Here is a 22,595-nt window from a genome sequence, read left to right as displayed (position 1 = left end):
GCGCCCGAGCGCCGCCGCACTCGCCCGCACGCGGGTTTCCACCGACAATGCGCGGCGAATCGCCGGGACCGCACCGGCCGACGGACCGTTTCGACACGCATGCGAACTTTCGTACTCCGGGCCCGCGCCGCGCCCACCGACAGCCAGGCATTGCTGGCCGCCGTCGGCCAGGACGCGCACACCGAGATCCTCGCGCACACGCTGATGAACGCCATGTTCGTCGCGCAGTCGCACCGGCCCGACGTCACCGTCTATCTGGTGCTCGAAAGCACCCGGGATTTCTCCCGCACGATCCGCTTCGACGTCAACGCCATGCACGACATCGGCGGCTTCGACGAGCGCGCGTTGTTGGGCAAGATCGCCAGGGCGCTGGATGCCTCGCGCGGCATGGGCAAAGACGAGACGCGTCCGGTGGAATCGGGCGTCGAGGTCCGCACGACCAGCTTCGAGCGGCTGGTGCAGACGCTGTCCGAAGACCACCAGCTGTTCCTGATGGATCGCAAGGGCACGCCGATCCGTGAGCAGGTGTTCGCGGACAATCCGTGTTTCCTGCTGACCGACCACATCCCGATGCCGAAGAAGACGATTCCCGGCCTCGAGCGCATGGGCGCGCGGAAGATAGCGCTCGGCCCGAAGATGCTGTTCGCCTCGCAATGCGTGGTGCTGATCCATTACGAGCTGGATCAGGGCTGAGGCAGGATTCGTCTTGTCCCGCTCTCCGGGCCACAACGGGTGCCTGAGGGTGAATGAGAGTGTCTAGTGGGCCGTTTCAGCAGAGCCCCGCCCTCACCCGACGCGTTTCACGCGTCGACCTCTCCCGAAGGGAGAGGTGCTTGCTTCCTGCATGAAGAGAAACGTGCTCGTTTTCTCAAGATTGGCGGCATGACACGAGTCGGGCCTCACGAGACTCGCTGGTTCCGGGTCAGAGACCGCCGAATCAGCCGCCGCGCACCCGCATCGTCAGACCCTTGAGGAAATTGCGCAGCAGCTGGTCGCCGCAGGGACGGAAGTTGCGGTGTCCGGCCTGGCGGAACAGCGCCGACATCTCCGGCTTCGAAATCGGGAAACCCGCGTCGGCGAAGATCTGGTGCATGTCGACGTCGGTCAGCTCGAACGCGACGCGCAGCTTCTTCAGCACCACGTTGTTGCTGATGCGCGACTCGACCGGGCGCGCGGCCTGGCGCTCGTCGCGGCCGCGGCGGTGCACGATCAGGCCGTCGAGCACGTGCGTGAGCACGCTGTCGCTGCAGGCCACGTAGCCGGGCTCGTCTTCCTTCAACAGCAGCGGACGCACGTCGTCCTTGTCGAGGGCGAAGTCGGGATCCACCAGCTTGGCGAGATCGACGACCTTCTGGTCGCTCAGGTCGAGCATGTAACGGATGCTGCGCAGGACGTCGTTGGTGATCATCGATCCAACAGGGCGGTTCGGAAGAGGCGCAATTCTACCGCTCCCGACCGGTGCGCCTCGGATGCACACGCGATCCTGCACGCGGCGTTTCAGGACACGACGGTGGGCGCACGTCCGACCACCGCCGTCCTCCAGCGCTTCAACGCACGCGATCGAACCGGAACGTGCGCATCACCGCCTTGCCATCGGCGCCGAAATGCACCGCGGTTTCGATCATCTGGTCGCCGTCCGGCGTGACCGCATAGATCCGCGTCGAGGCCGGCACACCCTGCTTCGCCAGTGCCATCGTCAGCACGTCGCCGGTGGGGCGCTTGACCGCGATCGCGTCGGCTTCCAGCGTGTCGCCCTCGATCGGCACCGTGCTGCCATCGAGCGGCACGATCGCCGTGGAGATGCGCGCTGCGCCTTCGGCCGGCACGATCTCGACCCGGATCTTCAACGCGCCCGCTGCGGCCTCGTCGAGCGCCACCGTCACCCGCTGCGGCCGTGCCTCGGGCGGCATCGGCAATTGCGTCACGTCGACCGACCACAGGCCGAGCAGCCGCGCGCCGTCGTCTGCCTGCGCCCATGCCGGCATCGCCAGCGCGATCAACGCCGCCATCCATACACCCGCCATCGTCTGTCGCATCGCCAGGCACTCCGGTTCGAAAAGGTCAGAACGACGCGGACCGCGCCGCAGCCGGTCCGCCTTCGTCGCATCATCCATCCAATTGCCGCGCCAGCGGTACCGCGTCCGCCGAACGCGCCGACCTGCCCCGCTCGCTACACTGCCCGCCCCGATTCACGGCGCTACCCGATGTCCGCCCCCGTCCGACTGGCCAAACGCGTCTCCGAACTCGCCCGCTGCTCGCGCAGCGAAGCCGAGCAGTACATCGAGGGCGGCTGGGTGTCGGTCGATGGCCGCGTCGTGGACATGCCGCAGCACATGGTGACCACCGAAACCGTCGAACTCGACGCCGCCGCGCGCCTCGCGGTCGCCGAGCCGGCGACGATCCTGTTCCACAAGCCGGCCGGTCTCGATGCATTCGCGACGTCCGACGCCGCGCTGGCCTACGTCGATGCGAGCACGCGCTGGAGCGAAGACCCCACTGAAGTACGCCTGCTGCAGCGGCACTTCCATCGACTGACGCCGCTCGCGCCGCTGGAAGCCGACGCCAGTGGGCTGATGGTGCTGAGCCAGGACGGCCGCGTGTGGCGGCGCCTGACCGAAGACCTCGACGGCATCGAGCAGGAGTTCGTCGTCGAAGTCACCGGCGAGATGCCGTTCTACGGCATGCAGCGGCTCAAGCACGGCCTGCAGTACGACGGCCACACGCTGCCGCCGTGCAAGGTCAGCTGGCAGAACGAAGTGCGCCTGCGCTTCGCGATCAAGGGCGTGCGGCCGGGCCAGCTGCGCGACATGTGCGCGCAGGTCGGGCTCGGTGTCGTGTGGATCCGGCGCCTGCGGATCGGCCGCGTTTCGCTGGCGAAGATGCCGGTCGGCGCATGGCGCTACATGCCGGTGGAAGACCGCTTCTGATCGCAGCGCGTCGTTGCGTTTGTCCGGCTGGGCCGCGCCTGCGACGCCCCGCGATTCGGCCTGGCGCGTGCGCCCGAGCGGCACGCCATCCCGTTCCGTCTGCGACCGCAGGCACGCGCGCGACAGGCGCCTGAATGCAGGCGCAGTCCCGCCTGCGACGCTTCACCCGCGCAGCCCCGGCTGCCGGTATCGTCGGATCTCCCACGTCGACCGAAGCGCCGCCATGTCCCATCAGCACAAGAGTTCTCTGCGGCAGGCCAATGCGGCGATCGCGCGCGGCGACATCGACGGATTCCTGGCGTACTGCACCGACGACATCCAGTGGACGACGGTCGGAGAGTCCACGCTCGACGGCAAGGAGGCGGTGCGCGCGTGGATGACGGACGCCTACGTCGAGCCGCCGGTGTTCACCGTCGATCACCTCATCGCGGAAGAAGATTTCGTGATCGCGCTGGGCAGCATCACCGTCAGAACGGCGGACGGCACCGAGACGCGTCACGCCTACTCCGACGCATGGCGCTTCCACGACGGCAAGATGGCGGAGTTGCGTGCGTTCGTGATCTGAAGGTCCTGACTGTCCGCGACCCATTCGCGGATGCAGACGACATGCAGAACGCCGCCGGAGATGGAGATCGCCATCACCGGCGGCGTTTTCGCATGCGTCGAAACGGAGCGTCAGTCGTCGACCGTGCAGCCCAGCGACACGCGTGCGTGCGGATAGCCGGTGTCCGGATCGACCCAGACCTCGAGCACCGTGATGTCCTGGTCGGAGCGGCCCCAGCTGCGGTAGCACTGCTCGTCGGCGTCGCGCCAGGCGTTGTCGATCGCCTCTTCGCTGCTGCGGCCGTACGACTCGCCGATCACATCGAAGTGATGGCGCGCTGCGGATGCGGTCGTGCTGGCAGCCACCGTGGTCAGCAGCAACATGCCGGACAAGGCCCACTTCTTCATCGGAAACTCCACGCGTCGGGAAGGAACTCGGACCTTTCCATTCCGATGCGACCGTAGTGTTAAGCACCGGTAAGACACGCGCGTTCGAACGCGACGCGATGTCCGTTCCGTGACCGGGACCGCTTTGTGACGTCCCGGCGTCGCCGTCGCGTCGCGCCTCAGCCCGCCGCAGGCGCCTTCGGCGGTGTCCGCCGGCGCGCAGCGGGTTTCTTCGGTGCGGGCGTCTCGTCCGCGTCGGCTTCCACGTCGCCGTCTTCGTCCTTCGCCGCCGCCATGGCCTCGGGTTCGAGTTCCTCGACGCTGCGGTTGAGTCGCAGGAACACGCCCCAGCCGACGAGCAGCAAGGCCGCGGTCGCGCCGATCGCCGCGGCGTACGGCAACTGTTCCGGCGCTTCGTGCAGCAGGCGGAACACGGCGACCAGGGTTTCGATCGACAGCGCCACCACCAGCACCACCATGAAGCGCGACAGGAACCGGCGCACGCGCGTCGGCCCGCTGATCTTGACCTCCCGCCGCACCTCCTCCTCGAAGACCGTCTGCGCCAGTTCGAACGCGACCAGCGCGATGGTCACGATGCCGATCGCGTCGAGCACGGAGTCGAACCGTCCACGCAGATCCATCGACTGCGACGGCACCAGCGCCTGCCACATCTCGATCGCCGCCAGCCCGACCAGCGCGGCACCGGCGAACAGGAACAGGGCGATCACGGCGAGATAGCCGGCGGCGAAAAGGCGTTCAATGAGGCGCGTCATGGGCGGCGACTCTCGCTGTTCGAGACCCGGGGCCGCGTGAAGATCATGCGCGACATTCCGGACGATGTCGGTGCACCGCCGAGGCGGCGGTGCCGGTCAACCGGAAGGCGTCGCATCCTGCGATCGCTGCGGTGTGTCGACGAGCTTGTCGACCGGGTAATCCATCGCGCGCGCCCGGTCGATGAGGCGGCTGCGGATATCCGGATCGAGCTGCGGTTCGCGCGACAGGATCCACAGATAGTCCTTGCCCGGCGAACCCACCATCGCCCAGCGGTACTCCGCTTCGTCGAGGGCGATCACCCAGTAATCGCCCCACACCATCGGCAGCCACGACAGCCACTGCGGCGCGAACCGCACTTCGAGTGTCGAGGTCCTGCCGTCGACCACGCGCGCGATGCCGCGTGCCTCGTTGAAGCTGCCGTCCTTCGTGCGGCAGCGGTTCAATACGCCGACCGTGCCATCCGGGTTGACGGTGTAGCGGGCGGTCGTGTCGGCGATGCATTTGCGCTGGAAGAACATCGGCAAGTGCGCCTGCTCGTACCAGGTACCGGCGTAGCGCGCGAGATCGACGGCGGCGACGGGTGTGTTCGGCTCGGGCGGCGGGCGCGCCGCGTCGGCGGCGGCAGGTGCGGACAGGCCCGCGGCGATCAGCAGGGGAACAATCGGCAGACGCATGGAGCCACTCCGGATGCAAAGCGCGATTCTCCGATTGCGTGGCGTGCGGGCGACGTGAGGCGCTGCGATCCAACGCGCCCTTGCCTGAACAGGGCGCGCGCGATTGGGAACCAGTTGCTAAATGACATCCATTCGCATCTAATGCACGCGCAGTTTCATTGACTCCCGCGGAATGGGCGCGGTGCCGGACCCCAGGCGCGCCAGCGCGCTGCCGCCGAGGTCCGACGCCGGGATCTCCGGTTGGATTCCGCCGGACTGCCCGTCCGGACCGTGTGCCGCGCCCTGTCAGGAAGCGCCGCGTCCGTTTCATCCGTCCGTTTTCGAAGGCCCAGATTTCCATGCTCCGTTCGCATGCCGTCGCGTCGCGTTTCCGCTCCGCCCGCAAGACCTCCCCGCTCGCCTGCGGCATCGCGCTCGCGCTGTGTTCGGCCGTCGCATTCGCCGAACCGGAGAGCGCCGCCGCGAGCACATCCGGTGCGAGCGCGACCGATCTCGACGCGATCCTGGTCGTCGCCCAGCGCGCGGGCCGCGTCAGCAACGGTGCGACCAACCTTGATCTCGACATCAAGGACACGCCGCAGTCGATCAGCGTCGTCAGCAGCGAACAGATGCAGCGCTTCGGCGCCGACAGCCTCAACGAGGCTCTGCGCCTGGCGACCGGCATCCAGGTGGAGGAGTGGGAAACCAACCGCAGCAACTACACCGCGCGCGGTTTCGACATCGCCAACACCCAGATCGACGGCGTCGGCCTGCCCAACGGCTGGGGCATCGTCACCGGCGCGATGGACACCTTCGGCTACGAGAAGCTGGAAGTGATCCGCGGCGCCAATGGTCTGCTGACTGGCGTCGGCAATGCAGCGGGCACGATCAACTACGTGCGCAAGCGCCCGACCAACCAGGCCGAGGGTTCGGCCGGCATCAGCTACGGCTCGTGGGGCACGACGCGCGGTGAGGTGGACTACTCCACGCCGTTCACCGACGACGGCACCTGGGCAGGCCGCATCGTCGCCGCGCATGAGGAAGGCGATTCCTGGCTGCGCGGCAAGGACGACCGTCGCGACTTCGTCTACGGCGTCGTCGACGGCCAGATCGGCGAGAACGGCACGCTGACGCTCGGCTATTCGTGGCAGGACGCGCGCACCAACGGCAACATGTGGGGCGCGCTCGGCTTCATGTACAGCGACGGCACCCAGGCGCGCTGGGACCGCAGCGCGTCGACCACGCAGGACTGGACCTACTGGGACACCACCAGCCAGACCGCGTTCGCCGAGTACGTGCACCAGCTCGGCGCCGACTGGCAGCTCAAGCTCGCCTACAACCACCGCGACGTGCGCAACGACGACCGCCTGTTCTACGCGACCGACCTCAACGGCACCGGTCTCGAGCCGGGCACCAATCTCGGCCTGTACGGCTATCCGTGGGGCGGCGAGGACGAGCTGAAAGCCGATCTGCTCTCGGCCACGCTCAACGGCCATTTCCAGATGTGGGGCCGCGACCAGGAAGTCATGCTCGGCGTCGGCTGGTCGCAGAGCGAGAACATCAACTCGCAGTTCGCCGGCGCACTGTGCAGTGGCGCGCCCTGCAGCTACATCGAAATGCCCGGTTTCCCGTGGGCGGGCAACGTGGTGCCCGAACCGCTGTGGGGCGAGAGCTCGGTCTACAGCACGCTCGACGAACGCCTCAAGCGCGCCTACGGCGCCACGCGTCTGTCGTTCACCGATCGCCTCAAGGCCGTCGTCGGGTTCAACTACGCCGAATACCACCGCGACGGCGCGAACTACGGCGTCGCGTTCGACCAGACCGAAAGCGAGACCAGCCCCTACGCCGGCCTGACCTACGATTTCAGCCCGAACGTGCTGGGTTACGTCAGCTACTCCGACATCTACCAGCCGCAGAGCCAGTCGGATGCCGACGGCCGCTATCTCGACCCGACCAAGGGCGCGAACTACGAAGTGGGCGTCAAGGCCGACTGGCTCGACAAGCGCCTGCTGACCACGCTGGCGGTGTTCCGCGCCGAGCAGAGCGGCCTCGCCACCGGCGCCGGCTACAACGACCAGGGCCAGTTCTATTACGAAGGCGTGGACGTCGAATCGAAGGGCGTGGAGCTCGAAGCCACCGGCCGCCTGAGCGAACACGTGGACCTGGTCGCCGGTTACACCGCGCTCAAGCTCACCGGCGCCGATGGCGACGATACCTACCGCTGGGTGCCGCGCCGCACCGCCAACCTCGTGCTGAGCGCACGCGTGCCCAGCTACACCGCGCTGTCTTTCGGCATCGGCGGGCGCTGGCAGAGCGCGATCTCGAACGTCGAAAGCAACGGCTTCACCGTGCGCCAGGACAGCTACGCGGTGTTCAACGGCTTCGTCGGCTGGGATTTCCAGCCCAACGCCACGCTGCGCCTCAACGTCAACAACGTCGGCGACGAGACCTACATCAACACGCTGCGCTACAGCGGCTACTACGGCGCGCCGCGCAACTACACGCTGAGCCTGAACTACCGCTTCTGATCACGATGTGCTGATCCACGTGCCCCGCTTCCCCGACACCGCAGCCGCCATGTCCGACGCCGCCATGCTTTCGTCCCCCGCCCCGCGCCTGCGTCTCGCCGCGCGCATCGGCGCCGCCATGTTCGGCGGCTACGCGTTCACCTGGGGCTTCATCGCCGCGGGCGCCGCGCTGATGTTCAAGGCGGGCATGGATTTCCACGACGCCGAGTTCCTGGCGAGCGCGCTCGGCCTGCTGGTATTCCTGACGGTGTTCCTGTGGACGTTCGCCACGCGCCGGCTCGTGCTGGCGTGGGGCGTATTGGCCGGTGGTGGCGCACTGCTGGCGGGCGTCGCCTCGCTGGTCCAGGCGAGCATCGTCTGATGGCCGCCCAGGGCATGGTGACGCAGAGCTTCCGCCAGGCGATGGCATGGCTGCACACCTGGTTTGGCCTGGTGCTGGGCTTCGTGCTGATGGCCGCGTTCTTCTTCGGTGCGCTGTCGGTATTCGATCGCGAGATCGACCGCTGGGCGATTCCGTCCACGCGCTTCGAACCGCAGCCGATGCCGTCCTTCGAGCAGATCCTGCGCCCGGCGTTCGAACGCATGCAGCCCACGCAGCAGGCGATCGATGCGATGCGCCCGCGCGTCGACGGGCCGATGCCCGAGCACTTCGACACCGTCGCCAACTGGAGCGCCTACACCACGCATCGCGATCCGGTGCTGGCGCTGTTCGCCGGTTTCCAGGTGCCGGGCGCACAGGATCCCGACGAGGCGATCTTCGCCCTCGGCACGATCGATCCGCGCGACGGCACCGCGCTGCCCGACGACCGGCTCAAGATCGGCAGCGGCTTCTTTTACCCGATGCACTACAGCCTGACGCTGGACTGGAAGAATCTCGGGTTCTGGATCGTCGGCTTCTCGGCGCTGGTGATGCTGGCCGCGCTGGTCAGCGGCGTGGTGATGCACCGCAAGTTCTTCCGCGAACTCTTCACCTTCCGGCCCGGCAAGGGCGGTCTGCGCAGCGTGCTGGACCTGCACAACCTCACCGGCGTGGTCGCATTGCCGTTCCACTTCTTCTTCGCGTTCACCGGTCTGGTGATCTTCTCGGCGACGTATTTCTTCCCGGTCGGCCACACCCAGCTGCACGACCTGCACGATCTGCATGCCGCGACCGAAGCGAGCGAACTCGGCCTGCCGCACCAGCGCGCCGATGTGCCGGCGGGCCTGGCGAACGTGGACGCGATGGTCGCCGAGGCGCAGCGCCGCTGGGCGGCGCGCGACATGGCCGGCGATGTGGGTTTTCTCGTGCTGCAACACGTCGGCGACGCCAACGGCTACGTCAGCGTGTACCGCGCGGGCACCGATCGCATCGCGCTGGTCGGCCAGGGCATCCACTTCAAGGCGTCGACGGGCGAACTGATCCGAGAGGATCCCGTGGCCACGCCGGTCGGCAGGGTCGCCGAGTTCCTGACCGGTCTGCATCTGCAGCATTTCCGCCACTGGCTGCTGCGCTGGCTGTACGTGCTCGGCGGCTTGCTGGGCGCGGTATGCATCGCCACCGGCTTCGTGTTCTTCGTCGAGAAGCGCAAGCGCCAGCATGCGAAACAGGGCAGCCAGGGCGCGCGCATCGTCGACGCGCTGGCAGTGACGATGATCACCGGCATGGTCGCGGCGACGCTCGGCATTCTCGTCGCCAACCGCCTGCTGCCGGACGGTCTGCCGGCGCGCGGCGACTTCGAGCGCTACGCGTTCTGGGGCACCTGGGCGCTGGCGCTGCTGCATGCGGGCCTGCGCAGTGCCCCGGTCGCGCGTGGCCTGGCCAACCCGGCGTGGCGCGAGCAGTGCGGCGCGATCGTCGTGCTGGCACTGGCGGCCGTCGGCCTGAACTGGATCACCACCGGCGACCATCTGCTGCGCACGCTCGGCGCCGGGTACTGGCCCGTGGCGGGCCTCGATCTCGCGCTGCTGGCGACCGCCGCCATCGCAGGCGCGACCGGCCTGCACCTGCGCCGTCGCGCCGCCGCAACCGCGGCCGTCGAACACCCGCGCCGGGAGGCCGCCCATGCATGAGACCTCGCACGCAGTGTGGCTGCTGACCGCGGCCCTGCTCGCCAGCCTCGTCGGCATGGCCTGGCTGGCACTGGCGATGCCAGCGCATGGCCAGCAGGTGTGGGGCGCGCCGATCCCGCCTGCACATGCGCGGGTGTTGCGCCTGCTGGGCGCGGTCGCCCTCGCTGCGTCGCTGGCGCTGTGCCTGGCGAGCGATCACGCCTCGATGGCCGCACTGGTCTGGGTGATGTCCCTGGCCGGCGGCGCATTCGCAACCGCGATGGCGCTGGCCTGGCGAGCGCGCTGGCTGGCGGTGCTGGCGCCGTGGATCGGCATCGCCAACACCGCCGCAACGCGCTGAGCCTGCGCACGCCGGCTTAACCGGTCCGGTGGCCTGCTGGATGCACTGTCCACGAGGGTCCCGGCCATGATTCCGAAGAACACGATCTGCCTGTGGTTCGACGGCACCGCGCTCGACGCGGCGACGTTCTACGCGGAGACGTTTCCCGACAGTGCAGTCAAGGCGGTGCATCACGCGCCGGGCGATTACCCGGACGGCAAGGCGGGCGTGCCGATCACGGTCGAATTCACCGTGTTCGGCATCCCCTGCCTCGGGCTCAACGGCGGCCCGCATTTTCCGCAGACCGAAGCGTTCTCGTTCCAGATCGCGACCGACGACCAGGCGGAGACCGATCGTCTGTGGAACGCGATCGTCGACAACGGCGGCGCGGAAAGCGAGTGCGGCTGGTGCAAGGACAAATGGGGCGTGAACTGGCAGATCACCCCGCGCGTGCTCACCGAGGCCTACACGAGTCCCGACCGCGCAGCGGCCAGTCGCGCCTTCGACGCGATGATGACGATGAAGAAGATCGACGTCGCCGCGATCGAAGCGGCGGTCCGCGGCTGACGCGGACCATCGATCGATCGGCGCGCGCTGCGTGTTCCTCGCAACGCGCGCAATCGACGTTTCAGGGCGATGTCGCCTGCGCCCAGCCCCAGGCGAACGCATCGGCGAGTTCCGCCACCTGGCTGTCCTGCGACGAGCCGATGCCGTGCCCCTGCGCGGTATCGACGCGCAGCAGGATGTCGCGCCGGTCGCCGAACTTCGCGCTCGCACGCGCGGCGAACTTCGCCGCCATCCACGGCACCACGCGGGTGTCGTTCATGCCGACGGTGATCAGCGTGTCGGGCAGATCGCGCGCGTCCTCGAGCATCACGTAGGCGTCCTGCGCGAGCAGCGCTTCGAATCCGGCCTGCGTGCGCGGGTCGCCCATCTCGGCGAACTGGTTCGGCCCGTTCGGCGCGGCTTCGAGACGGCTCGCATTGAGCACGGCAACGCGGGGCATCAGGCCGGCGAACAGTTCGGGATGTTTCATCGCGGTCGCCGGTGCCAGCAGACCGCCGGCACTGGTGCCCATGACGAGCGTGGTCGCCGGCGACGCGACGCCCATGGCCTGCGCCTGCTGCGCGCACGCGGCCAGATCGTCATGCGCGTTCGGCTTGTGCGCCTCGCGTCCGGCCTCGTGCCAGGCGCGGCCGCGTTCGCCACCGCCACGGGTACCGCAGAACACGAAGGCGCCGCCGCGCTCGACCCAGGGCGCCAGCAGCGGCGAACTCAGCGGTGACGTGGTCAACACGCCGTAGCTGCCGTAGCCCTCGACGAACGTGGGCACCGGCGCATCCGCCGCGCCCGGTTTGCGCAGCACGACCATGGGCACCCGCGTGTCGTCGCGACTCACGGCTTCCGCACGCATCGCGACGAAGGCCTGCGTCGGCGCCCAGGTCGCCGAATCCAGACCAAGTGCGTCGATGCGTGCGCCGGTCGCGCGGAATGCGCGCGTGGTCGTGGTCCAGCCGCGCAGGCCGAACACCATCGATCCGCCGTCGCCATCGGCCGAGGCGTCCAGCAGCTCGCTTTCGAACGGCAAGGCGACCGCCTGCGGTGTGCCGTCGCCGCCTGCGAGATACAGCACCTGCGAGACGCCGTCGCGCGTGCCCATCACGTAGAGGCCGTCGCGCGTGGCGACCAGATCCGACAGGATCAGATCGCCTGCGGGCATCACGGTCTCGATCGTGCCGATCGCATCGCCGGTCACCTTGCGGCGGTAGAGCGCACCGTTGGACGCCTCGCGGGTGCTGACGAAGTAGTAGTCCGTCTCGCCGACCAGCGCATCGGTGGCGAGCTGGTCGCTGTAGTCCGCCAATGGCCGCCACGTCGGCGTGCCCGCGCGCAGTGCAGCCAGCGAGGTCACCAGCACGCGCGCATCGGCGCGGGCGCCGAAGCCGTAGCCGAACACCAGTTCGCCTCGGCCCGGCCCGATGATCACCGGGAATTCCTCGGGCGCGAACGTGGGTCCGCCTTCGAGACGATTGCCGAGGCCGATGCGTTCCACCGCGCCCTGCGGCGTCAGCGCGACCACCATCGCCTGCGTGTCCAGCAGCGGATCGACGCCGCTGTCGGGCGCGTGCGTCATGCGCGTATAGGCGACCAGATCCGGCGCGAGCCAGAACAGCTCGAAATCGCCGAACGTCATGCCGTCGAGTCGATAGCGCTCGCGTCCGTCGGCGACATCGAGGATCGCGAAGCGCCCGAGTTCGCCGCCGCCCTCGCCCACCATCACCGCCACCAGGGTGCCGTCGGGCGACGGCGCGTAACTGGCGATTGCCTGCGTTGCGCCTGCGCGAGTCGCGGTATCGAGCAGCACGCGCTCGCCGGCGCCATCGCGCACGACCAGCTTGGGCACGGCCGCGCCCGGATCGCGCTGCAGGAAGAACAGGTGACCGCTGGCGGATTTCGTGTCGCCGTACGACACGCCCGCGCGCGTCGCGGCCTTGAGCAGGGTCTCGAACGCCGCGCGCTCGGGCAGCGCATCGAGCCGCGCACGCGTTGCTGCGCCAGCTTCGGTCATCCACGTCTGCAGCTTTGCCGCCTGCGCCGGATCTTCCATCCAGCGATAGGGATCGTCGATGTCATGTCCGAAGCGGTCTTCGACGAATGCTTCGGTCGGCGCCGGCGGCAGAGGTGCGGCATTGGCGATGGCGGCGCCCAGCAACAGCGGCAGGATCGAGAAGGCAGCGTTCACGCGTTGGTCTCCTGCAGCGCCGCGGTGGCGTGCTCGACAGGAGGCAAACGGAGATCAGGCATCAGACCGGACAGGCACCCACGAAGCACCGGTGCCACGCGATGGAAAGCAACCCCTGACGCAGCATCAGCAAGAGCGCTCAAGGCGCAGCTGTCTTGAAACCCGGGTGCTGCGCAGCGGACCCGAAGCGTCCACCGCGCACACCCGTCGGCTCAGAACCGTGTCGAACCCGGATTGAAGGGGCTGCAGGTGGCGTCGAAGGATTCCATGCCGTCGAGCACCATGCGGCCGCTGCGGCGATCGATCGTCAGGCCGGGTTTGTTGAGCCCGTTGAGTCGCAACGAACCCTGGATGCGATCGGCGCCGACCGACAGGTCCTGGATCGGGAACCAGCCATCACGGCCGCCGGAATTGAGCGGCGGTACCAGGCCTGCCGGCAGACGTACCCGCCCTTGCCCGCCGTGGATTTCGACCTGCGCCGTGCCACCGACCTGCGCGGTGCCCAGCGTGCTGTGGTCGCGGTATTCGTGATGCTTGCTGTCCCAGTCGTAGCTGGTCTGGCTTTCCAGCTTGCTGCCGGTGCCCGTGCACGCCAGATCGAAATCCGCGCTTGGGGCCTGCGCCTGCACGGGCTGGGCCGAAGCGATACTGCCTGCACACACCACGAACGCGAGTCCCGCACACCGTAATGCGTTGCACTTCATGATCGTTCCCCGGTGGGCTTGCAAATGAAGGAAAAAACGGCGACCGCGAGCGGACGATATCAAACGCCGGACGGCGATCCGTGACGCATCGCACACCGCTCGTCGAGGGACGGAATCGCTGTGATGGCAGCCGACGGACGGTGTCCGGATCCGGCCGCCGGACGCATGCAGTCGGCCGCATTGCCAGCGCATGCGGCGGCGCCTAGGATTCGCCCGAAACGGGTCGACGGGGAGTCGCATGCGCATCGCACCTCGCTGGTGGGTCGGCCTGTTGCCGGTCGTGCTGTATGCGGCCTGGTTACTCGGCACGGCGCTGTACCAGGGGATCGACTACCGCCAGATCGGCGCGCCCGCGAATCTGCTGCCTGCATTGATCCTGCCGCTGTCGGTCGCGGGCATCGCGATGCTGGCGTTCCTCGTCTGGAGCGGCTGGACGCGCCGCGTGTTCTTCGAGGCGCACCGCGTACGAAAGCCGGTAATTCTCGCGACCCTGCTGCTTCTGATGGGCAGTTGCATCGCCCTCTACGCGACCGCCGTGCCGTTGCGGGCGCTCGATCCGCATTACCTGTTGATGCTGGCGCTCGCGATGTTGCTGGTGGGCTTCTGCGAAGAGGTGCTGACCCGCGGCATCCTGCTGGTGGGCCTGCGCGGGTCCTGCCCGGAAGTGTGGGTCTGGTTCTGGTCGAGCCTGGCGTTCGGTTCGATGCATGCGCTCAACGGCCTGCTCGGCGTCGGCGCACTGGCGTTGCTGCAGGTCGTGCTCGCGTTCTGCGCAGGTACCTGCCTGTATCTGCTGCGCCGGCTGACCGGCACTCTTCTGATACCCATCATGGTCCATGCGGCCTGGGATTTTTCGACCTTCCTGCCGGCAGCGGGCAAGGTCGCCAGCCCGCCCATCGGCATGGCACTGCTGCTGCTCACCTATGTCGTGACGCTGGTGTTGCTGGTGCTGTTCTTCCGGCAACAGGCGCGCGGCACCCGGCGCTAGCGCGGCCCGACGCACGCGCTCGCACGGCGAGATCTGCGCCGCGCAGCGGGTGGCAGGTTGAGGACGGTTTCTCCGTTCTCCCGGATGTCGCGCGGATTTTCGCGCGCCGACATCGCACCCACCCGTCGGAGCCGCCCGTGTATCCACCCGATCGTCTGACCGCGCCCAACGTCCCGGGTGCCGCCACCGTGTCCGTGCGCCGCACTGTGTTCTTTCCGGCCATGGCGCTGCTGCTGCTCGCCGCCGTGTTCGGAGGCTTCTGGAATACGTTCTTCTTCCGCAGCGCGGCCGAGGGACCGCTCGCCCTGCATTTGCACGTCCACGGCTTCGTGGTGACCACCTGGTTCGTGCTGTTCGCGACGCAGAGCCTGCTGGTCGCCAATGGTCGCATCGCGCTGCACCGCCGCCTCGGTGCGCTGGGTGCAGCGATCGCGCTCTGCGTCGTCGTGACTTCGATGATCACGCTCGCGCAGCTCGTGGACAGCTGGCGCGTTCAGGGCATCGATGTCGAAGCGCAACGTCCGCTACTCAGCCTGATCATCTGGGGCGATCTCGGCGCGCTGACCGCCTACGTCGTGTTCCTCGTCCGCGGCCTGCTGCTGCGTCAGCGCGCAGACGCGCACCGGCGCCTGATGCTGCTGGCCTCGCTGGCGATCATCTCCCCTGCCCTGATCCGGCTCGCCGACCTGCCCCTGTTCGGCGGTGTCGACGGTGTCCTGATCACGATCGGCGGCCTGCTGGCGCTGGCCATCGTGCTGGTGGTCTACGACCTGGTGACCTTGCGCCGCATCCACCGCGAGACGCTGTGGGGCGCACCGTTCTTCCTCGTCGTGCATCTGGCGCCGGCGTTCCTGATGCCGGGCACCGCAGCGGATACGTGGCTCATGGGCCTGGTCTGGTAGGCGCGAGCACGGCTGCCGCAACCCGCCGTTGCACAATGCTTCCGGTCAACGGCTTTCGAAACGCACCACGGAGTTCGCCAGTGCATTACTACGGCAAGTATCGCGGCGTCGTTGTCGACAATCGGGATCCGAGCGGCCTGGCTCGGCTCAAGGTGTCGATGCCCGCCCTCGCCGGTACAGCACGTATGGACTGGGCGCTTCCGTGCCTGCCGCCTGGTGTGCCACCGCTGCTGCCTGAGATCGGCGACACGGTATGGATCGAGTTCGAAGCGGGCGACGTCAGTACGCCCATCTGGTGCGGTGTGTTCTGGACGGCGCAATCTCGTCCGCCCCCAATGCCTGCCGCCGCGCCACCTTTCGACACATGGTCGGCCCGCACGTCCGAAGGCGCGAGCATCGAAATCGGTCCAACCGGCATCGTGCTCGACAACGGCCAAGGCGCGCGCATGACGCTTGCCGGACCGGCGGTGTCCATCAACCGCGGCGCGCTGGAGATCGTCTGATGGGACAGCCGGTGCTCACATCCGCGGCCATTGTGATGTGCGTGCACGGTGCGCAGGCGGCCGTCTGGACCTCAGCCGCGCGCGTGCGGATTGCAGGCTCGGCTGTCCTGTGCACGGGCGACGCTGCCACCCTCAGCGCATGCCCGGCTCAACCGCCTTGCCTCGCGCTGCATCTGGCGGGCGCCAATCGCGTCTTCGCCTCCGGACGCGCGCTTGCGATCGGCGTGTCTCCGCTCCAACACCGCCCGACCTCACAGGGCCTGGTCGTCCATACCCAGGAACGGGTGCGCGTGATCTAGACGTCCCGCCCCGCACACCGCATGACGACCAGCACTAGCAACCTCTTACGGTCGCGACGCTATGATCCGCCGACATGGCGGGCACCCTGCCCGGCCACGAACTGAAGGGAATTGCCATGGGTCTCGTACAGGCGGTGTCGGGTGCGGTCAGCGGCGTACTGGCCGACCAGTGGAAGGACTTCCTGACGGTGCCGACCGGTCTGCCGTCGACGGCGGCGCTGTTCGCGGCTGTGCCGCAGGGCACGAATGCCGGACGCGGGTCCAACACGCGCGGTTCGTCGAACATCATCAGCAACGGCTCGAAGATCGTCGTGCCCGAAGGCTATGGTCTGCTGCTGTTCCAGGACGGCGCGATCACCGGCTTCGTCGCCGAGCCGGGCGGTTACGAGTGGCGCTCGGACGACATCAATTCGCAGTCGATCTTCGCCGGCGACGGCATCGTCAGCCCGCTGATCAGGCAGAGCTGGGAACGCTTCAAGTTCGGCGGCCAGCCCGGCGGCCAGCAAGCGGCGTTCTTCGTCTCGCTGAAGGAACTGCCGGACAACCGCTTCGGCACGCAGTCGGAGATCTACTGGGACGACGGCTTCCTCGGCACGCAGGTCGGCGCGCTGACGCGCGGTTCCTACACGTTGAAGATCGTCGACCCGATCCTGTTCGTGAAGAACTTCGTGCCTGCGAGCTATCTCGCGCCGGGCCAGGTGTTCGATTTCACCGACATCGACAACGCGGCGGCCAGCCAGCTGTTCAACGAAGTCGTGAGCTCGCTCGCGCCGGCCTTCAGCCTGTACACGAACGATCCGGGCAAGGGCAATCGCATCACCAAGCTGCAGCAGGATTCGCTGGGCTTCGCGCAGAGCCTCTCCGCTGCCGTCGAGCAGGGCTACCAGTGGAAGTCCGACCGGGGCCTGGCCATCGTCAAGACGGCCATCGTATCGATCGAGTACGACGCCAACACCCGCGAACTGCTCAAGACCGTGCAGCGCGCCGACGCGCTCGCCGGCTCGCGCGGCAATTCCAACCTGCAGGCGAGCGTCGCACAGGGCATGCAGTCGGCCGGCGAACACAGCGGCGCGGCGGGGCTCGTGGGTCTGGGCATGGCGTCAGGCATGGCCGGCGGCATCGGCAGTCTGCAGCAGCCGGCCACACCGGCTGCGCCCGCGGCCGACGATCCGGTGGCCAAGCTCAAGAAGGCCAAGGAGATGCTCGACCTCGGCCTGATCACCCAGGACGACTACGACGCGCTCAAGGCCAAGGCGCTCGGCCTGTAAGCCGCCCGACGCACCGCGCCCATGTCCGACACCAAGTTGCCGCCGCCGTTGCCGGTGCGTCCCGTCGACGGCCCCGGTTCGCCGCGTGACGTGCCGCCGTTGCCGGGCACGTCGCCGGTCGATCCGGCCACGCTGCCCGGCCCGATCCGCGACGAACTCGAAGCGCCCGATCCGCTGGCGATCGACACCTCCGCCGACGAACTGAAGGACGGCCTCAACCGCTGCCCGAAATGCGGCGCGACCGACATCCGCCAGCGCGCCGGCACCGACATTCTCGTGTGCCTGTACTGCCGCAATGAATGGCATGGCGAGCGCGTGGAAGAAGCCTTCGGATTCGGCGAAGGCATCGCCGATCTGCGCGGCACCGTCATCGCATCCGGCGCACGCGACATCGCCGCCGATGCCGCGAGTCTGATGACCTTCAAGTGCGCCGGCTGCGGCGCGGAAGTGACGGTCAACACCGAAAGCACGATGACGGCGCGCTGCCACTGGTGCCGGCACGTGTTCGGCGTCAACGAGCAGATCGCCAACGGCGCGGTGCCCGATGCGGTGCTGCCGTTCCACATCCGCAAGGACGACGCCGTCGCGCGCATCCGCCAGTTCGTCGACAAGCGGCGGCTGTTCGCGCTCAAGGCGTTCAAGGACGAGTTCACGCCGGAGAATGTGGTCGGCGTCTACCTGCCCTACATGATCGTCGACGGCAGCGCGAGCGCGTCGGTGGCCGGCAAGGGCGAGATCAAGACGCGCCAGTACACGCGCGGCACGGACAACAACAAGAAGACCTACTACGACGCCGACGTCTACCAGGTCGAGCGCCACGTCGAGTTCACCGTAGACGACCTGCCACTGGAATCGTCCGCCGAGCGCGGCAACCTGGACGTCAACGTCAACACCAACAACATCATCAACACGATCCTGCCGTTCGACACCAAGAACGCGGTGAAGTGGAACGCGTCCTACCTGTCGGGCTTCACCTCCGAGAAGCGCAACAGCAATGTGCAGCAGCTGCAGCCGCGTCTGGAAGACCAGCTGCTGTCGATCGCTCGCGCGCAGGTGGAAGGCACGACGCGGCGGTTCGATCGCGGCGTGCGCTGGGAGCAGGAACAGCTTGACGTGCACGGCACGCGCTGGGTCTCGATGTACCTGCCGGTCTGGCTGTACTCGTATCACCAGCCCGGCCGGAACGGCGGCCTGCTGCACTACATCGCGGTCAATGGCCGCACCGGCGAAACCATGGGCAGCGTGCCCGTGCAGCAGTGGAAACTGCTGCTGGCCGCGTTGACCGCCGGCACCTTCATCGAGGGGATCGCGATCATGATTCTGGTGGGCATGTCATGAGCGACGACAGTGGACTGTGGCTGCTGCTCTCCGGCCCGGCCGGTGCGACCGCGCTGTACTGGGCGCTGTACCGGTTCTACCGCAACACCGACAAATCGCACGCCTTCGAACGCGAGACCAGCATCGACGCCAAGCCGGTGACCGGCAACGACGCGAAGGTCGGCACCATCACCGGTACGCAGGCCACGCGCATCCAGGGCGACAACGTGGGCGCCTACCGGGCGCGGGTGCGGCGGGTGCCGAGCGAAGCGCGCAACGCGGACGACGGGCCGCCCGAAGGCTAGATCCCGGGTCACCCGTGCGTGCATGTCACGGGTGCTGGATCTCCGGACGACGGGAGCGTGGCATGGCGTATCGCATCAGACGCAGGGATTCGAAAGCGCAGACGTCGCTGCGCCGTGTAGCGCGCGAGCAGGTGCAGGCGGCGATCCGCAGCATCGACACGGCTGCGGTCGACACCGCAGGTGCCATCCACGACGTGCGCAAACGCATCAAGAAGATCCGGGGCCTGCTGCGTCTGGTGCGTCCATCGTTCGACGGTTACCGGGACGAGAACGCGGCCTTTCGCAGGATCGCGGCGCCGCTCGGCCCGAAGCGCGATGCCGATGTACTGATCGAGACCTTCGAACGCGTGGCCGCGCATGCCGGGGCAGCGCACGCAGACGCGGTTGGGTCCGTGCGACAGCTGCTCGTGCAGCACGGCAAGGCGGTCGAGACCGCACACGATCCCGACGCCTTGCTCGATGCGGCGAAATCGGAACTGCAGGCGGCGTTGCCGCGCATCGCGACCTGGCGACTCGCCGATGACGGATTCGAGGCATTCGAGGCCGGCCTGACCTCCAGCTACCGGCGCGCCCGCAAGGCGATGCGCGCGGCCGGCGGAACCGGCGAGGACGAGGCCTTCCACGACTGGCGCAAGCGCACCAAGGACCACGCCTTCCACCTGCGTCTGCTGCAACCGGTGTGGCCCGGCCCGATGCGCGCGATCCATGTCTGCGCCACGGAACTGGGCGACACGCTCGGCCTGCATCACGATCTCGCTGTGCTGGCCGACCACCTGCATGCGATGACCGGCGTGGACGCTGGAATCGTGGCTGCACTGGAGGCGCCCCTCCGGGCACAACAGCGCGCACTGGCGCGTCGCGCGCACGCGCTGGGCACGCGGCTCTATGCGGACTCGCCCGCGCAGCTCGCGGGCAGCTGGCGTCGACGCCATGCGGCGTGGCGTAGCGGCATCTGAGCGCATGCGCGTGATGCGCGCCGGCGTCGGTCGCGTGCAGCCGAGAACGGGATGTTCACCGGGGTGGCTTAGGATTCGGCGGCCCACGAACCGGCCATTGCCGCGGTGTCGCGACGGGATACCGGATCACCACCACCTCAAGGAGATGCCATGAAGCACGTGCACATCGTCGCCCTCGCCGGCTGTCTGCTGGCCATCAGCCCGCAGGCATTCGCCGAAGTCGTCAACCTGACCAACAGCGCCGACGGGGCCAATCGCGACGCCGGTCTCGCCGCAGTCAAGGAGAAGTTGCAGGCCGCCTGCACCGACCGCAAGGGCACGCCGGATGTGGACTCGTTCGAGGTCGTGTTCGAACGCACCAGCGAGAATCCCGACGTCCCGAAGCCCTACTACGTGGACGGGAAGATGAAATGCGAGCTGCCTGCGGGCTGAGTCTTCGCACGCATCGGAGCCAGAAAAAAGCCCCGCACTGCGGGGCTTTTTTTGTGCGGAGTACGGCGGATCAGCGGCGCGCTGCGAAGAACGCGACCAGGTTTCGGAACGCACTGGAGAAATACAGTGCGTAGCTCGCCTGCTCGACATAGCCCAGATGCGGCGTCGCGATCACCGCATCGTTGTGCAGCAGCGGCGAGGTCGTCGGCAGCGGCTCCTGCTCGAACACGTCGAGCGCCCAGAGGCCCGGTCGGCCGGCCTGCAGCGCGCGCTCGACTGCGCCGCGTTCGACGAGTTCCGCGCGGCTCGTGTTGACCAGCAACGCAGTCGGCTTCATGCGCGCGAGGTCGTCACCGGTGACGATGCCGCGCGTCGCATCGTCGAGACGCAGATGCAGCGAGAGCACATCGGCCTGCGCGAAGAAGGCCTCGCGCGATTCGGCCACGGCGACACCGTCAGCGAGCGCCCCTTCCAGACTGCCGGCACGCCCCCAGACGCGTACCTGCATGCCGAAGGCTTTGCCGTAGCCGGCGACGAGCCGGCCGATCCTGCCGTAGCCCCAGATTCCGAGCACATCGCCGCGCAGCGAGCGACCGATGCGCTCGTGTCCGGGCTGCGTCGCACTCGATTGCCACACGCCGGCCTGCAGCTGCGCAACGTACTGCGGCACGCGGCGATAGGCCGCCATCACCAGTGCCCAGGTCAGTTCGGCCGGTGCGGTCGGATCGCCCTCGCCTTCCAGCACGGCGATGCCGCGCGCCGCGGCCGCGGCGAGATCGATGTGCCGACCGGCCTTGCCGGTCTGCGAGATCACCTTCAGCGCCGGCAATCGCGCCAGCAGTGCGGCGTCGATGTGCGTGCGCTCGCGGATGAGCACGATTGCATCGAAGCCGGCCAGCGCGTCCGCCAGCGCATCGCCTTCGAGCGTCTGGTTGAACACGGTGACGTCTTGTCCATCGAGCAGCCGGAAGCAGTCGAGCCGGCGCACGGCATCCTGATAGTCGTCGAGGATCGCGATCTTCATGCGCGCGCGCCTGCGAGCGGCCTGGACAGCGCGAGCGCGCGGATCATGCGTAGAGCGCCGCGTAGCCGGCGCGATCGACCTGGCTCAGCCCCAGCCGGTCGAACTGGGCCCACATGCCCTGCCAGCGGGCGGCATCGCGCTGCACGGGGCCGATCAGACGCGGACAGGTGTCGGCGATGATCGCGTCCATCAGCGCGGTGGCTTCGGTGCCGCTGTAGGCGTACCAGAGCGCGGCGGCCTGCGCGGGATCGTCGCGGCACAGCGTCGCGCCGCGCCCGATCAAGCGCGTCACGGTCGCCACCGCGTCGGCGTGTTCGGCGAGGAACGCCTGCGAGGTGAAGAGTTCCAGCGCCGAGAAGTTGTGCAGACCCACCTCGTGCGTGGCGATGAAGTGCGTGTCGAGCCCCGCGAGCCGTGCTTCGACACCTTCGAAGTTGGCGAAGCACAGCCACGCGCCGTCGAAGCCCGCACGCAGGTTGGCGAGATGCTCGAAGCCCGCGCTCTCGATCTCGACCTGCGACGCATCGAACGCCGCGCCCTGCTGCACGCACCAGCGCGACAGGATCTCGACGGCGATCGCATCCGTCACGCCACCGGCGACCGGCGATGCCAGCCGGACCGTGCCGCCTTCGAGCAGCCGCTGGCCGGCCGCGCGTTGCAGCAGGATGCCGCCATCGGTTTCGAAGAAGCAGCCGAGCGCCTTGAGGCCCGGGCGGTCCGCATCGATCATGTGCAGCGGCTCGTTGCACGCGAACGCGACGTCGCCGCTGACCGTCGCCGCCAGTCCGTCGTAGTGATCGTCGGGTACCAGCAGTTCGAGTTCGAGACCTGCGTCGCGATACCAGCCCAGCTGGATGCCTGCGATCAGCGGCAGATGGTCGGGATTGAGGAACCACTCGAGGGACAGCTGGAGCTTCATCGTGACGACCCGGTTGGATGCAGGGCGCACAGACTAGTCGACGATGCGCGCACTG

General features: G+C 68.1%; 26 protein-coding genes. 17 read left to right on the top strand and 9 right to left on the bottom strand.

What is annotated here, in order from left to right; genetic code table 11:
* Positions 1 to 99 precede the first annotated feature (99 nt).
* Complete coding sequence (gene trmY / locus V3391_RS04115) at positions 100 to 693, top strand: tRNA (pseudouridine(54)-N(1))-methyltransferase TrmY (RefSeq protein WP_332077133.1); 594 nt, start codon at positions 100 to 102, stop codon at positions 691 to 693.
* 244 nt (positions 694 to 937) lie between these two features.
* On the opposite strand, the gene V3391_RS04110 is transcribed toward trmY, so the two are convergent.
* Both V3391_RS04110 and V3391_RS04105 read right to left on the bottom strand, forming a co-directional pair.
* Positions 938 to 1,408 carry a YehS family protein gene (locus V3391_RS04110; RefSeq protein WP_332077132.1) on the bottom strand — a complete coding sequence of 157 codons (471 nt, stop codon included), beginning with the start codon at positions 1,406 to 1,408 and terminating at the stop codon, positions 938 to 940.
* A 139-nt stretch (positions 1,409 to 1,547) separates the two neighbouring features.
* On the bottom strand, positions 1,548 to 2,036 hold the full coding sequence (locus V3391_RS04105; RefSeq protein ID WP_332077131.1) for a hypothetical protein: 489 nt from the start codon (positions 2,034 to 2,036) through the stop codon (positions 1,548 to 1,550).
* A 168-nt stretch (positions 2,037 to 2,204) separates the two neighbouring features.
* Between V3391_RS04105 and V3391_RS04100 the strand changes: the two genes are divergently transcribed.
* The gene (locus V3391_RS04100) at positions 2,205 to 2,927 is read left to right on the top strand and encodes an rRNA pseudouridine synthase (protein WP_332077130.1); all 723 of its coding nucleotides are present in this window, start codon (positions 2,205 to 2,207) and stop codon (positions 2,925 to 2,927) included.
* Between the two features lie 223 nt (positions 2,928 to 3,150).
* The gene (locus V3391_RS04095; RefSeq protein WP_332077129.1) at positions 3,151 to 3,492 is read left to right on the top strand and encodes a nuclear transport factor 2 family protein; all 342 of its coding nucleotides are present in this window, start codon (positions 3,151 to 3,153) and stop codon (positions 3,490 to 3,492) included.
* 110 nt (positions 3,493 to 3,602) lie between these two features.
* Here the strand turns inward: V3391_RS04095 and V3391_RS04090 are convergent, their stop codons facing one another.
* The 3 genes from V3391_RS04090 to V3391_RS04080 form a co-directional block, all read right to left on the bottom strand.
* Complete coding sequence (locus tag V3391_RS04090) at positions 3,603 to 3,878, bottom strand: hypothetical protein (protein WP_332077128.1); 276 nt, start codon at positions 3,876 to 3,878, stop codon at positions 3,603 to 3,605.
* Between the two features lie 158 nt (positions 3,879 to 4,036).
* Complete coding sequence (locus V3391_RS04085; protein ID WP_332077127.1) at positions 4,037 to 4,630, bottom strand: hypothetical protein; 594 nt, start codon at positions 4,628 to 4,630, stop codon at positions 4,037 to 4,039.
* Positions 4,631 to 4,726: 96 nt separating this feature from the next.
* Positions 4,727 to 5,305 carry a lipocalin family protein gene (locus V3391_RS04080; RefSeq protein ID WP_332077126.1) on the bottom strand — a complete coding sequence of 193 codons (579 nt, stop codon included), beginning with the start codon at positions 5,303 to 5,305 and terminating at the stop codon, positions 4,727 to 4,729.
* A gap of 338 nt (positions 5,306 to 5,643) precedes the next feature.
* On the opposite strand from V3391_RS04080, the gene V3391_RS04075 reads away from it, so the two are divergent.
* The 5 genes from V3391_RS04075 (at position 5,644) to V3391_RS04055 (ending at position 10,747) form a co-directional block, all read left to right on the top strand.
* The gene (locus tag V3391_RS04075) at positions 5,644 to 7,812 is read left to right on the top strand and encodes a TonB-dependent siderophore receptor (protein WP_332077125.1); all 2,169 of its coding nucleotides are present in this window, start codon (positions 5,644 to 5,646) and stop codon (positions 7,810 to 7,812) included.
* Between the two features lie 64 nt (positions 7,813 to 7,876).
* Positions 7,877 to 8,173, top strand: coding sequence for an iron uptake protein (locus V3391_RS04070; RefSeq protein ID WP_332077124.1), 297 nt, complete (start codon positions 7,877 to 7,879; stop codon positions 8,171 to 8,173).
* Complete coding sequence (locus V3391_RS04065) at positions 8,173 to 9,861, top strand: PepSY-associated TM helix domain-containing protein (RefSeq protein ID WP_332077123.1); 1,689 nt, start codon at positions 8,173 to 8,175, stop codon at positions 9,859 to 9,861. The genes V3391_RS04070 and V3391_RS04065 overlap by 1 nt, the downstream gene beginning before the upstream one ends.
* Positions 9,854 to 10,201 carry a DUF3325 domain-containing protein gene (locus tag V3391_RS04060; protein ID WP_332077121.1) on the top strand — a complete coding sequence of 116 codons (348 nt, stop codon included), beginning with the start codon at positions 9,854 to 9,856 and terminating at the stop codon, positions 10,199 to 10,201. The genes V3391_RS04065 and V3391_RS04060 overlap by 8 nt, the downstream gene beginning before the upstream one ends.
* Before the next feature lie 66 nt (positions 10,202 to 10,267).
* A complete protein-coding gene (locus tag V3391_RS04055) occupies positions 10,268 to 10,747 on the top strand; it encodes a VOC family protein (protein WP_332077120.1) in 480 nt (159 codons plus the stop codon).
* Between the two features lie 61 nt (positions 10,748 to 10,808).
* On the opposite strand, the gene V3391_RS04050 is transcribed toward V3391_RS04055, so the two are convergent.
* Together V3391_RS04050 and V3391_RS04045 are read right to left on the bottom strand one after the other, a co-directional pair.
* On the bottom strand, positions 10,809 to 12,923 hold the full coding sequence (locus tag V3391_RS04050) for a prolyl oligopeptidase family serine peptidase (protein WP_332077119.1): 2,115 nt from the start codon (positions 12,921 to 12,923) through the stop codon (positions 10,809 to 10,811).
* A gap of 212 nt (positions 12,924 to 13,135) precedes the next feature.
* On the bottom strand, positions 13,136 to 13,552 hold the full coding sequence (locus tag V3391_RS04045; RefSeq protein WP_332077118.1) for a hypothetical protein: 417 nt from the start codon (positions 13,550 to 13,552) through the stop codon (positions 13,136 to 13,138).
* Positions 13,553 to 13,865: 313 nt separating this feature from the next.
* Between V3391_RS04045 and V3391_RS04040 the strand changes: the two genes are divergently transcribed.
* The 9 genes from V3391_RS04040 (at position 13,866) to V3391_RS04000 (ending at position 20,597) form a co-directional block, all read left to right on the top strand.
* Entirely contained in the window at positions 13,866 to 14,615 is a 750-nt protein-coding gene (locus V3391_RS04040; RefSeq protein ID WP_332077117.1) for a CPBP family intramembrane glutamic endopeptidase, read from the top strand.
* A gap of 137 nt (positions 14,616 to 14,752) precedes the next feature.
* Positions 14,753 to 15,517 carry a hypothetical protein gene (locus tag V3391_RS04035; RefSeq protein WP_332077115.1) on the top strand — a complete coding sequence of 255 codons (765 nt, stop codon included), beginning with the start codon at positions 14,753 to 14,755 and terminating at the stop codon, positions 15,515 to 15,517.
* A gap of 80 nt (positions 15,518 to 15,597) precedes the next feature.
* A complete protein-coding gene (locus tag V3391_RS04030) occupies positions 15,598 to 16,020 on the top strand; it encodes a phage baseplate assembly protein V (protein ID WP_332077113.1) in 423 nt (140 codons plus the stop codon).
* Complete coding sequence (locus tag V3391_RS04025) at positions 16,020 to 16,319, top strand: hypothetical protein (protein WP_332077112.1); 300 nt, start codon at positions 16,020 to 16,022, stop codon at positions 16,317 to 16,319. The genes V3391_RS04030 and V3391_RS04025 overlap by 1 nt, the downstream gene beginning before the upstream one ends.
* Before the next feature lie 116 nt (positions 16,320 to 16,435).
* Complete coding sequence (locus V3391_RS04020) at positions 16,436 to 17,587, top strand: SPFH domain-containing protein (RefSeq protein ID WP_332077111.1); 1,152 nt, start codon at positions 16,436 to 16,438, stop codon at positions 17,585 to 17,587.
* A gap of 21 nt (positions 17,588 to 17,608) precedes the next feature.
* A complete protein-coding gene (locus tag V3391_RS04015) occupies positions 17,609 to 18,925 on the top strand; it encodes a TFIIB-type zinc ribbon-containing protein (RefSeq protein ID WP_332077110.1) in 1,317 nt (438 codons plus the stop codon).
* Positions 18,922 to 19,209, top strand: a complete 288-nt coding sequence (locus tag V3391_RS04010; protein ID WP_332077109.1) for a hypothetical protein — start codon at positions 18,922 to 18,924, stop codon at positions 19,207 to 19,209. Before V3391_RS04015 ends, V3391_RS04010 begins: the two co-directional genes overlap by 4 nt.
* 62 nt (positions 19,210 to 19,271) lie before the next feature.
* A complete protein-coding gene (locus V3391_RS04005) occupies positions 19,272 to 20,165 on the top strand; it encodes a CHAD domain-containing protein (protein WP_332077108.1) in 894 nt (297 codons plus the stop codon).
* Between the two features lie 150 nt (positions 20,166 to 20,315).
* Positions 20,316 to 20,597, top strand: a complete 282-nt coding sequence (locus tag V3391_RS04000; protein WP_332077107.1) for a hypothetical protein — start codon at positions 20,316 to 20,318, stop codon at positions 20,595 to 20,597.
* Positions 20,598 to 20,667: 70 nt separating this feature from the next.
* On the opposite strand, the gene V3391_RS03995 is transcribed toward V3391_RS04000, so the two are convergent.
* Positions 20,668 to 21,621, bottom strand: coding sequence for a D-2-hydroxyacid dehydrogenase family protein (locus tag V3391_RS03995; RefSeq protein WP_332077106.1), 954 nt, complete (start codon positions 21,619 to 21,621; stop codon positions 20,668 to 20,670).
* A gap of 43 nt (positions 21,622 to 21,664) precedes the next feature.
* Positions 21,665 to 22,540: an ABC transporter substrate-binding protein gene (locus V3391_RS03990; RefSeq protein WP_332077105.1), complete on the bottom strand. Its 876-nt coding sequence runs from the start codon at positions 22,538 to 22,540 to the stop codon at positions 21,665 to 21,667.
* Positions 22,541 to 22,595: the final 55 nt, after the last annotated feature.

This window comes from Luteimonas flava (assembly GCF_036584485.1).
Classification (GTDB): Bacteria; Pseudomonadota; Gammaproteobacteria; order Xanthomonadales; family Xanthomonadaceae; genus Luteimonas; species Luteimonas flava.
The sequence above is the reverse complement of the archived record's forward strand: the minus strand, read 5'-3'. Positions and strand labels throughout refer to the sequence as shown.

Excerpts from the sequence above, each read along its gene's own strand:
- V3391_RS04025 (WP_332077112.1), top strand. The coding sequence starts at position 16,020 with ATGGGACAGCCGGTGCTCACATCCGCGGCCATTGTGATGTGCGTGCAC.
- V3391_RS04020 (WP_332077111.1), top strand. The coding sequence starts at position 16,436 with ATGGGTCTCGTACAGGCGGTGTCGGGTGCGGTCAGCGGCGTACTGGCC.
- V3391_RS04070 (WP_332077124.1), top strand. The coding sequence starts at position 7,877 with ATGCTTTCGTCCCCCGCCCCGCGCCTGCGTCTCGCCGCGCGCATCGGC.
- V3391_RS04065 (WP_332077123.1), top strand. The coding sequence starts at position 8,173 with ATGGCCGCCCAGGGCATGGTGACGCAGAGCTTCCGCCAGGCGATGGCA.
- V3391_RS04010 (WP_332077109.1), top strand. The coding sequence starts at position 18,922 with ATGAGCGACGACAGTGGACTGTGGCTGCTGCTCTCCGGCCCGGCCGGT.
- V3391_RS04000 (WP_332077107.1), top strand. The coding sequence starts at position 20,316 with ATGAAGCACGTGCACATCGTCGCCCTCGCCGGCTGTCTGCTGGCCATC.
- V3391_RS04100 (WP_332077130.1), top strand. The coding sequence starts at position 2,205 with ATGTCCGCCCCCGTCCGACTGGCCAAACGCGTCTCCGAACTCGCCCGC.
- V3391_RS03995 (WP_332077106.1), bottom strand. The coding sequence starts at position 21,621 with ATGAAGATCGCGATCCTCGACGACTATCAGGATGCCGTGCGCCGGCTC.
- trmY (WP_332077133.1), top strand. The coding sequence starts at position 100 with ATGCGAACTTTCGTACTCCGGGCCCGCGCCGCGCCCACCGACAGCCAG.
- V3391_RS03990 (WP_332077105.1), bottom strand. The coding sequence starts at position 22,540 with ATGAAGCTCCAGCTGTCCCTCGAGTGGTTCCTCAATCCCGACCATCTG.
- V3391_RS04085 (WP_332077127.1), bottom strand. The coding sequence starts at position 4,630 with ATGACGCGCCTCATTGAACGCCTTTTCGCCGCCGGCTATCTCGCCGTG.
- V3391_RS04105 (WP_332077131.1), bottom strand. The coding sequence starts at position 2,036 with ATGCGACAGACGATGGCGGGTGTATGGATGGCGGCGTTGATCGCGCTG.
- V3391_RS04090 (WP_332077128.1), bottom strand. The coding sequence starts at position 3,878 with ATGAAGAAGTGGGCCTTGTCCGGCATGTTGCTGCTGACCACGGTGGCT.
- V3391_RS04040 (WP_332077117.1), top strand. The coding sequence starts at position 13,866 with ATGCGCATCGCACCTCGCTGGTGGGTCGGCCTGTTGCCGGTCGTGCTG.
- V3391_RS04075 (WP_332077125.1), top strand. The coding sequence starts at position 5,644 with ATGCTCCGTTCGCATGCCGTCGCGTCGCGTTTCCGCTCCGCCCGCAAG.
- V3391_RS04110 (WP_332077132.1), bottom strand. The coding sequence starts at position 1,408 with ATGATCACCAACGACGTCCTGCGCAGCATCCGTTACATGCTCGACCTG.
- V3391_RS04055 (WP_332077120.1), top strand. The coding sequence starts at position 10,268 with ATGATTCCGAAGAACACGATCTGCCTGTGGTTCGACGGCACCGCGCTC.
- V3391_RS04005 (WP_332077108.1), top strand. The coding sequence starts at position 19,272 with ATGGCGTATCGCATCAGACGCAGGGATTCGAAAGCGCAGACGTCGCTG.
- V3391_RS04015 (WP_332077110.1), top strand. The coding sequence starts at position 17,609 with ATGTCCGACACCAAGTTGCCGCCGCCGTTGCCGGTGCGTCCCGTCGAC.
- V3391_RS04060 (WP_332077121.1), top strand. The coding sequence starts at position 9,854 with ATGCATGAGACCTCGCACGCAGTGTGGCTGCTGACCGCGGCCCTGCTC.
- V3391_RS04095 (WP_332077129.1), top strand. The coding sequence starts at position 3,151 with ATGTCCCATCAGCACAAGAGTTCTCTGCGGCAGGCCAATGCGGCGATC.
- V3391_RS04080 (WP_332077126.1), bottom strand. The coding sequence starts at position 5,305 with ATGCGTCTGCCGATTGTTCCCCTGCTGATCGCCGCGGGCCTGTCCGCA.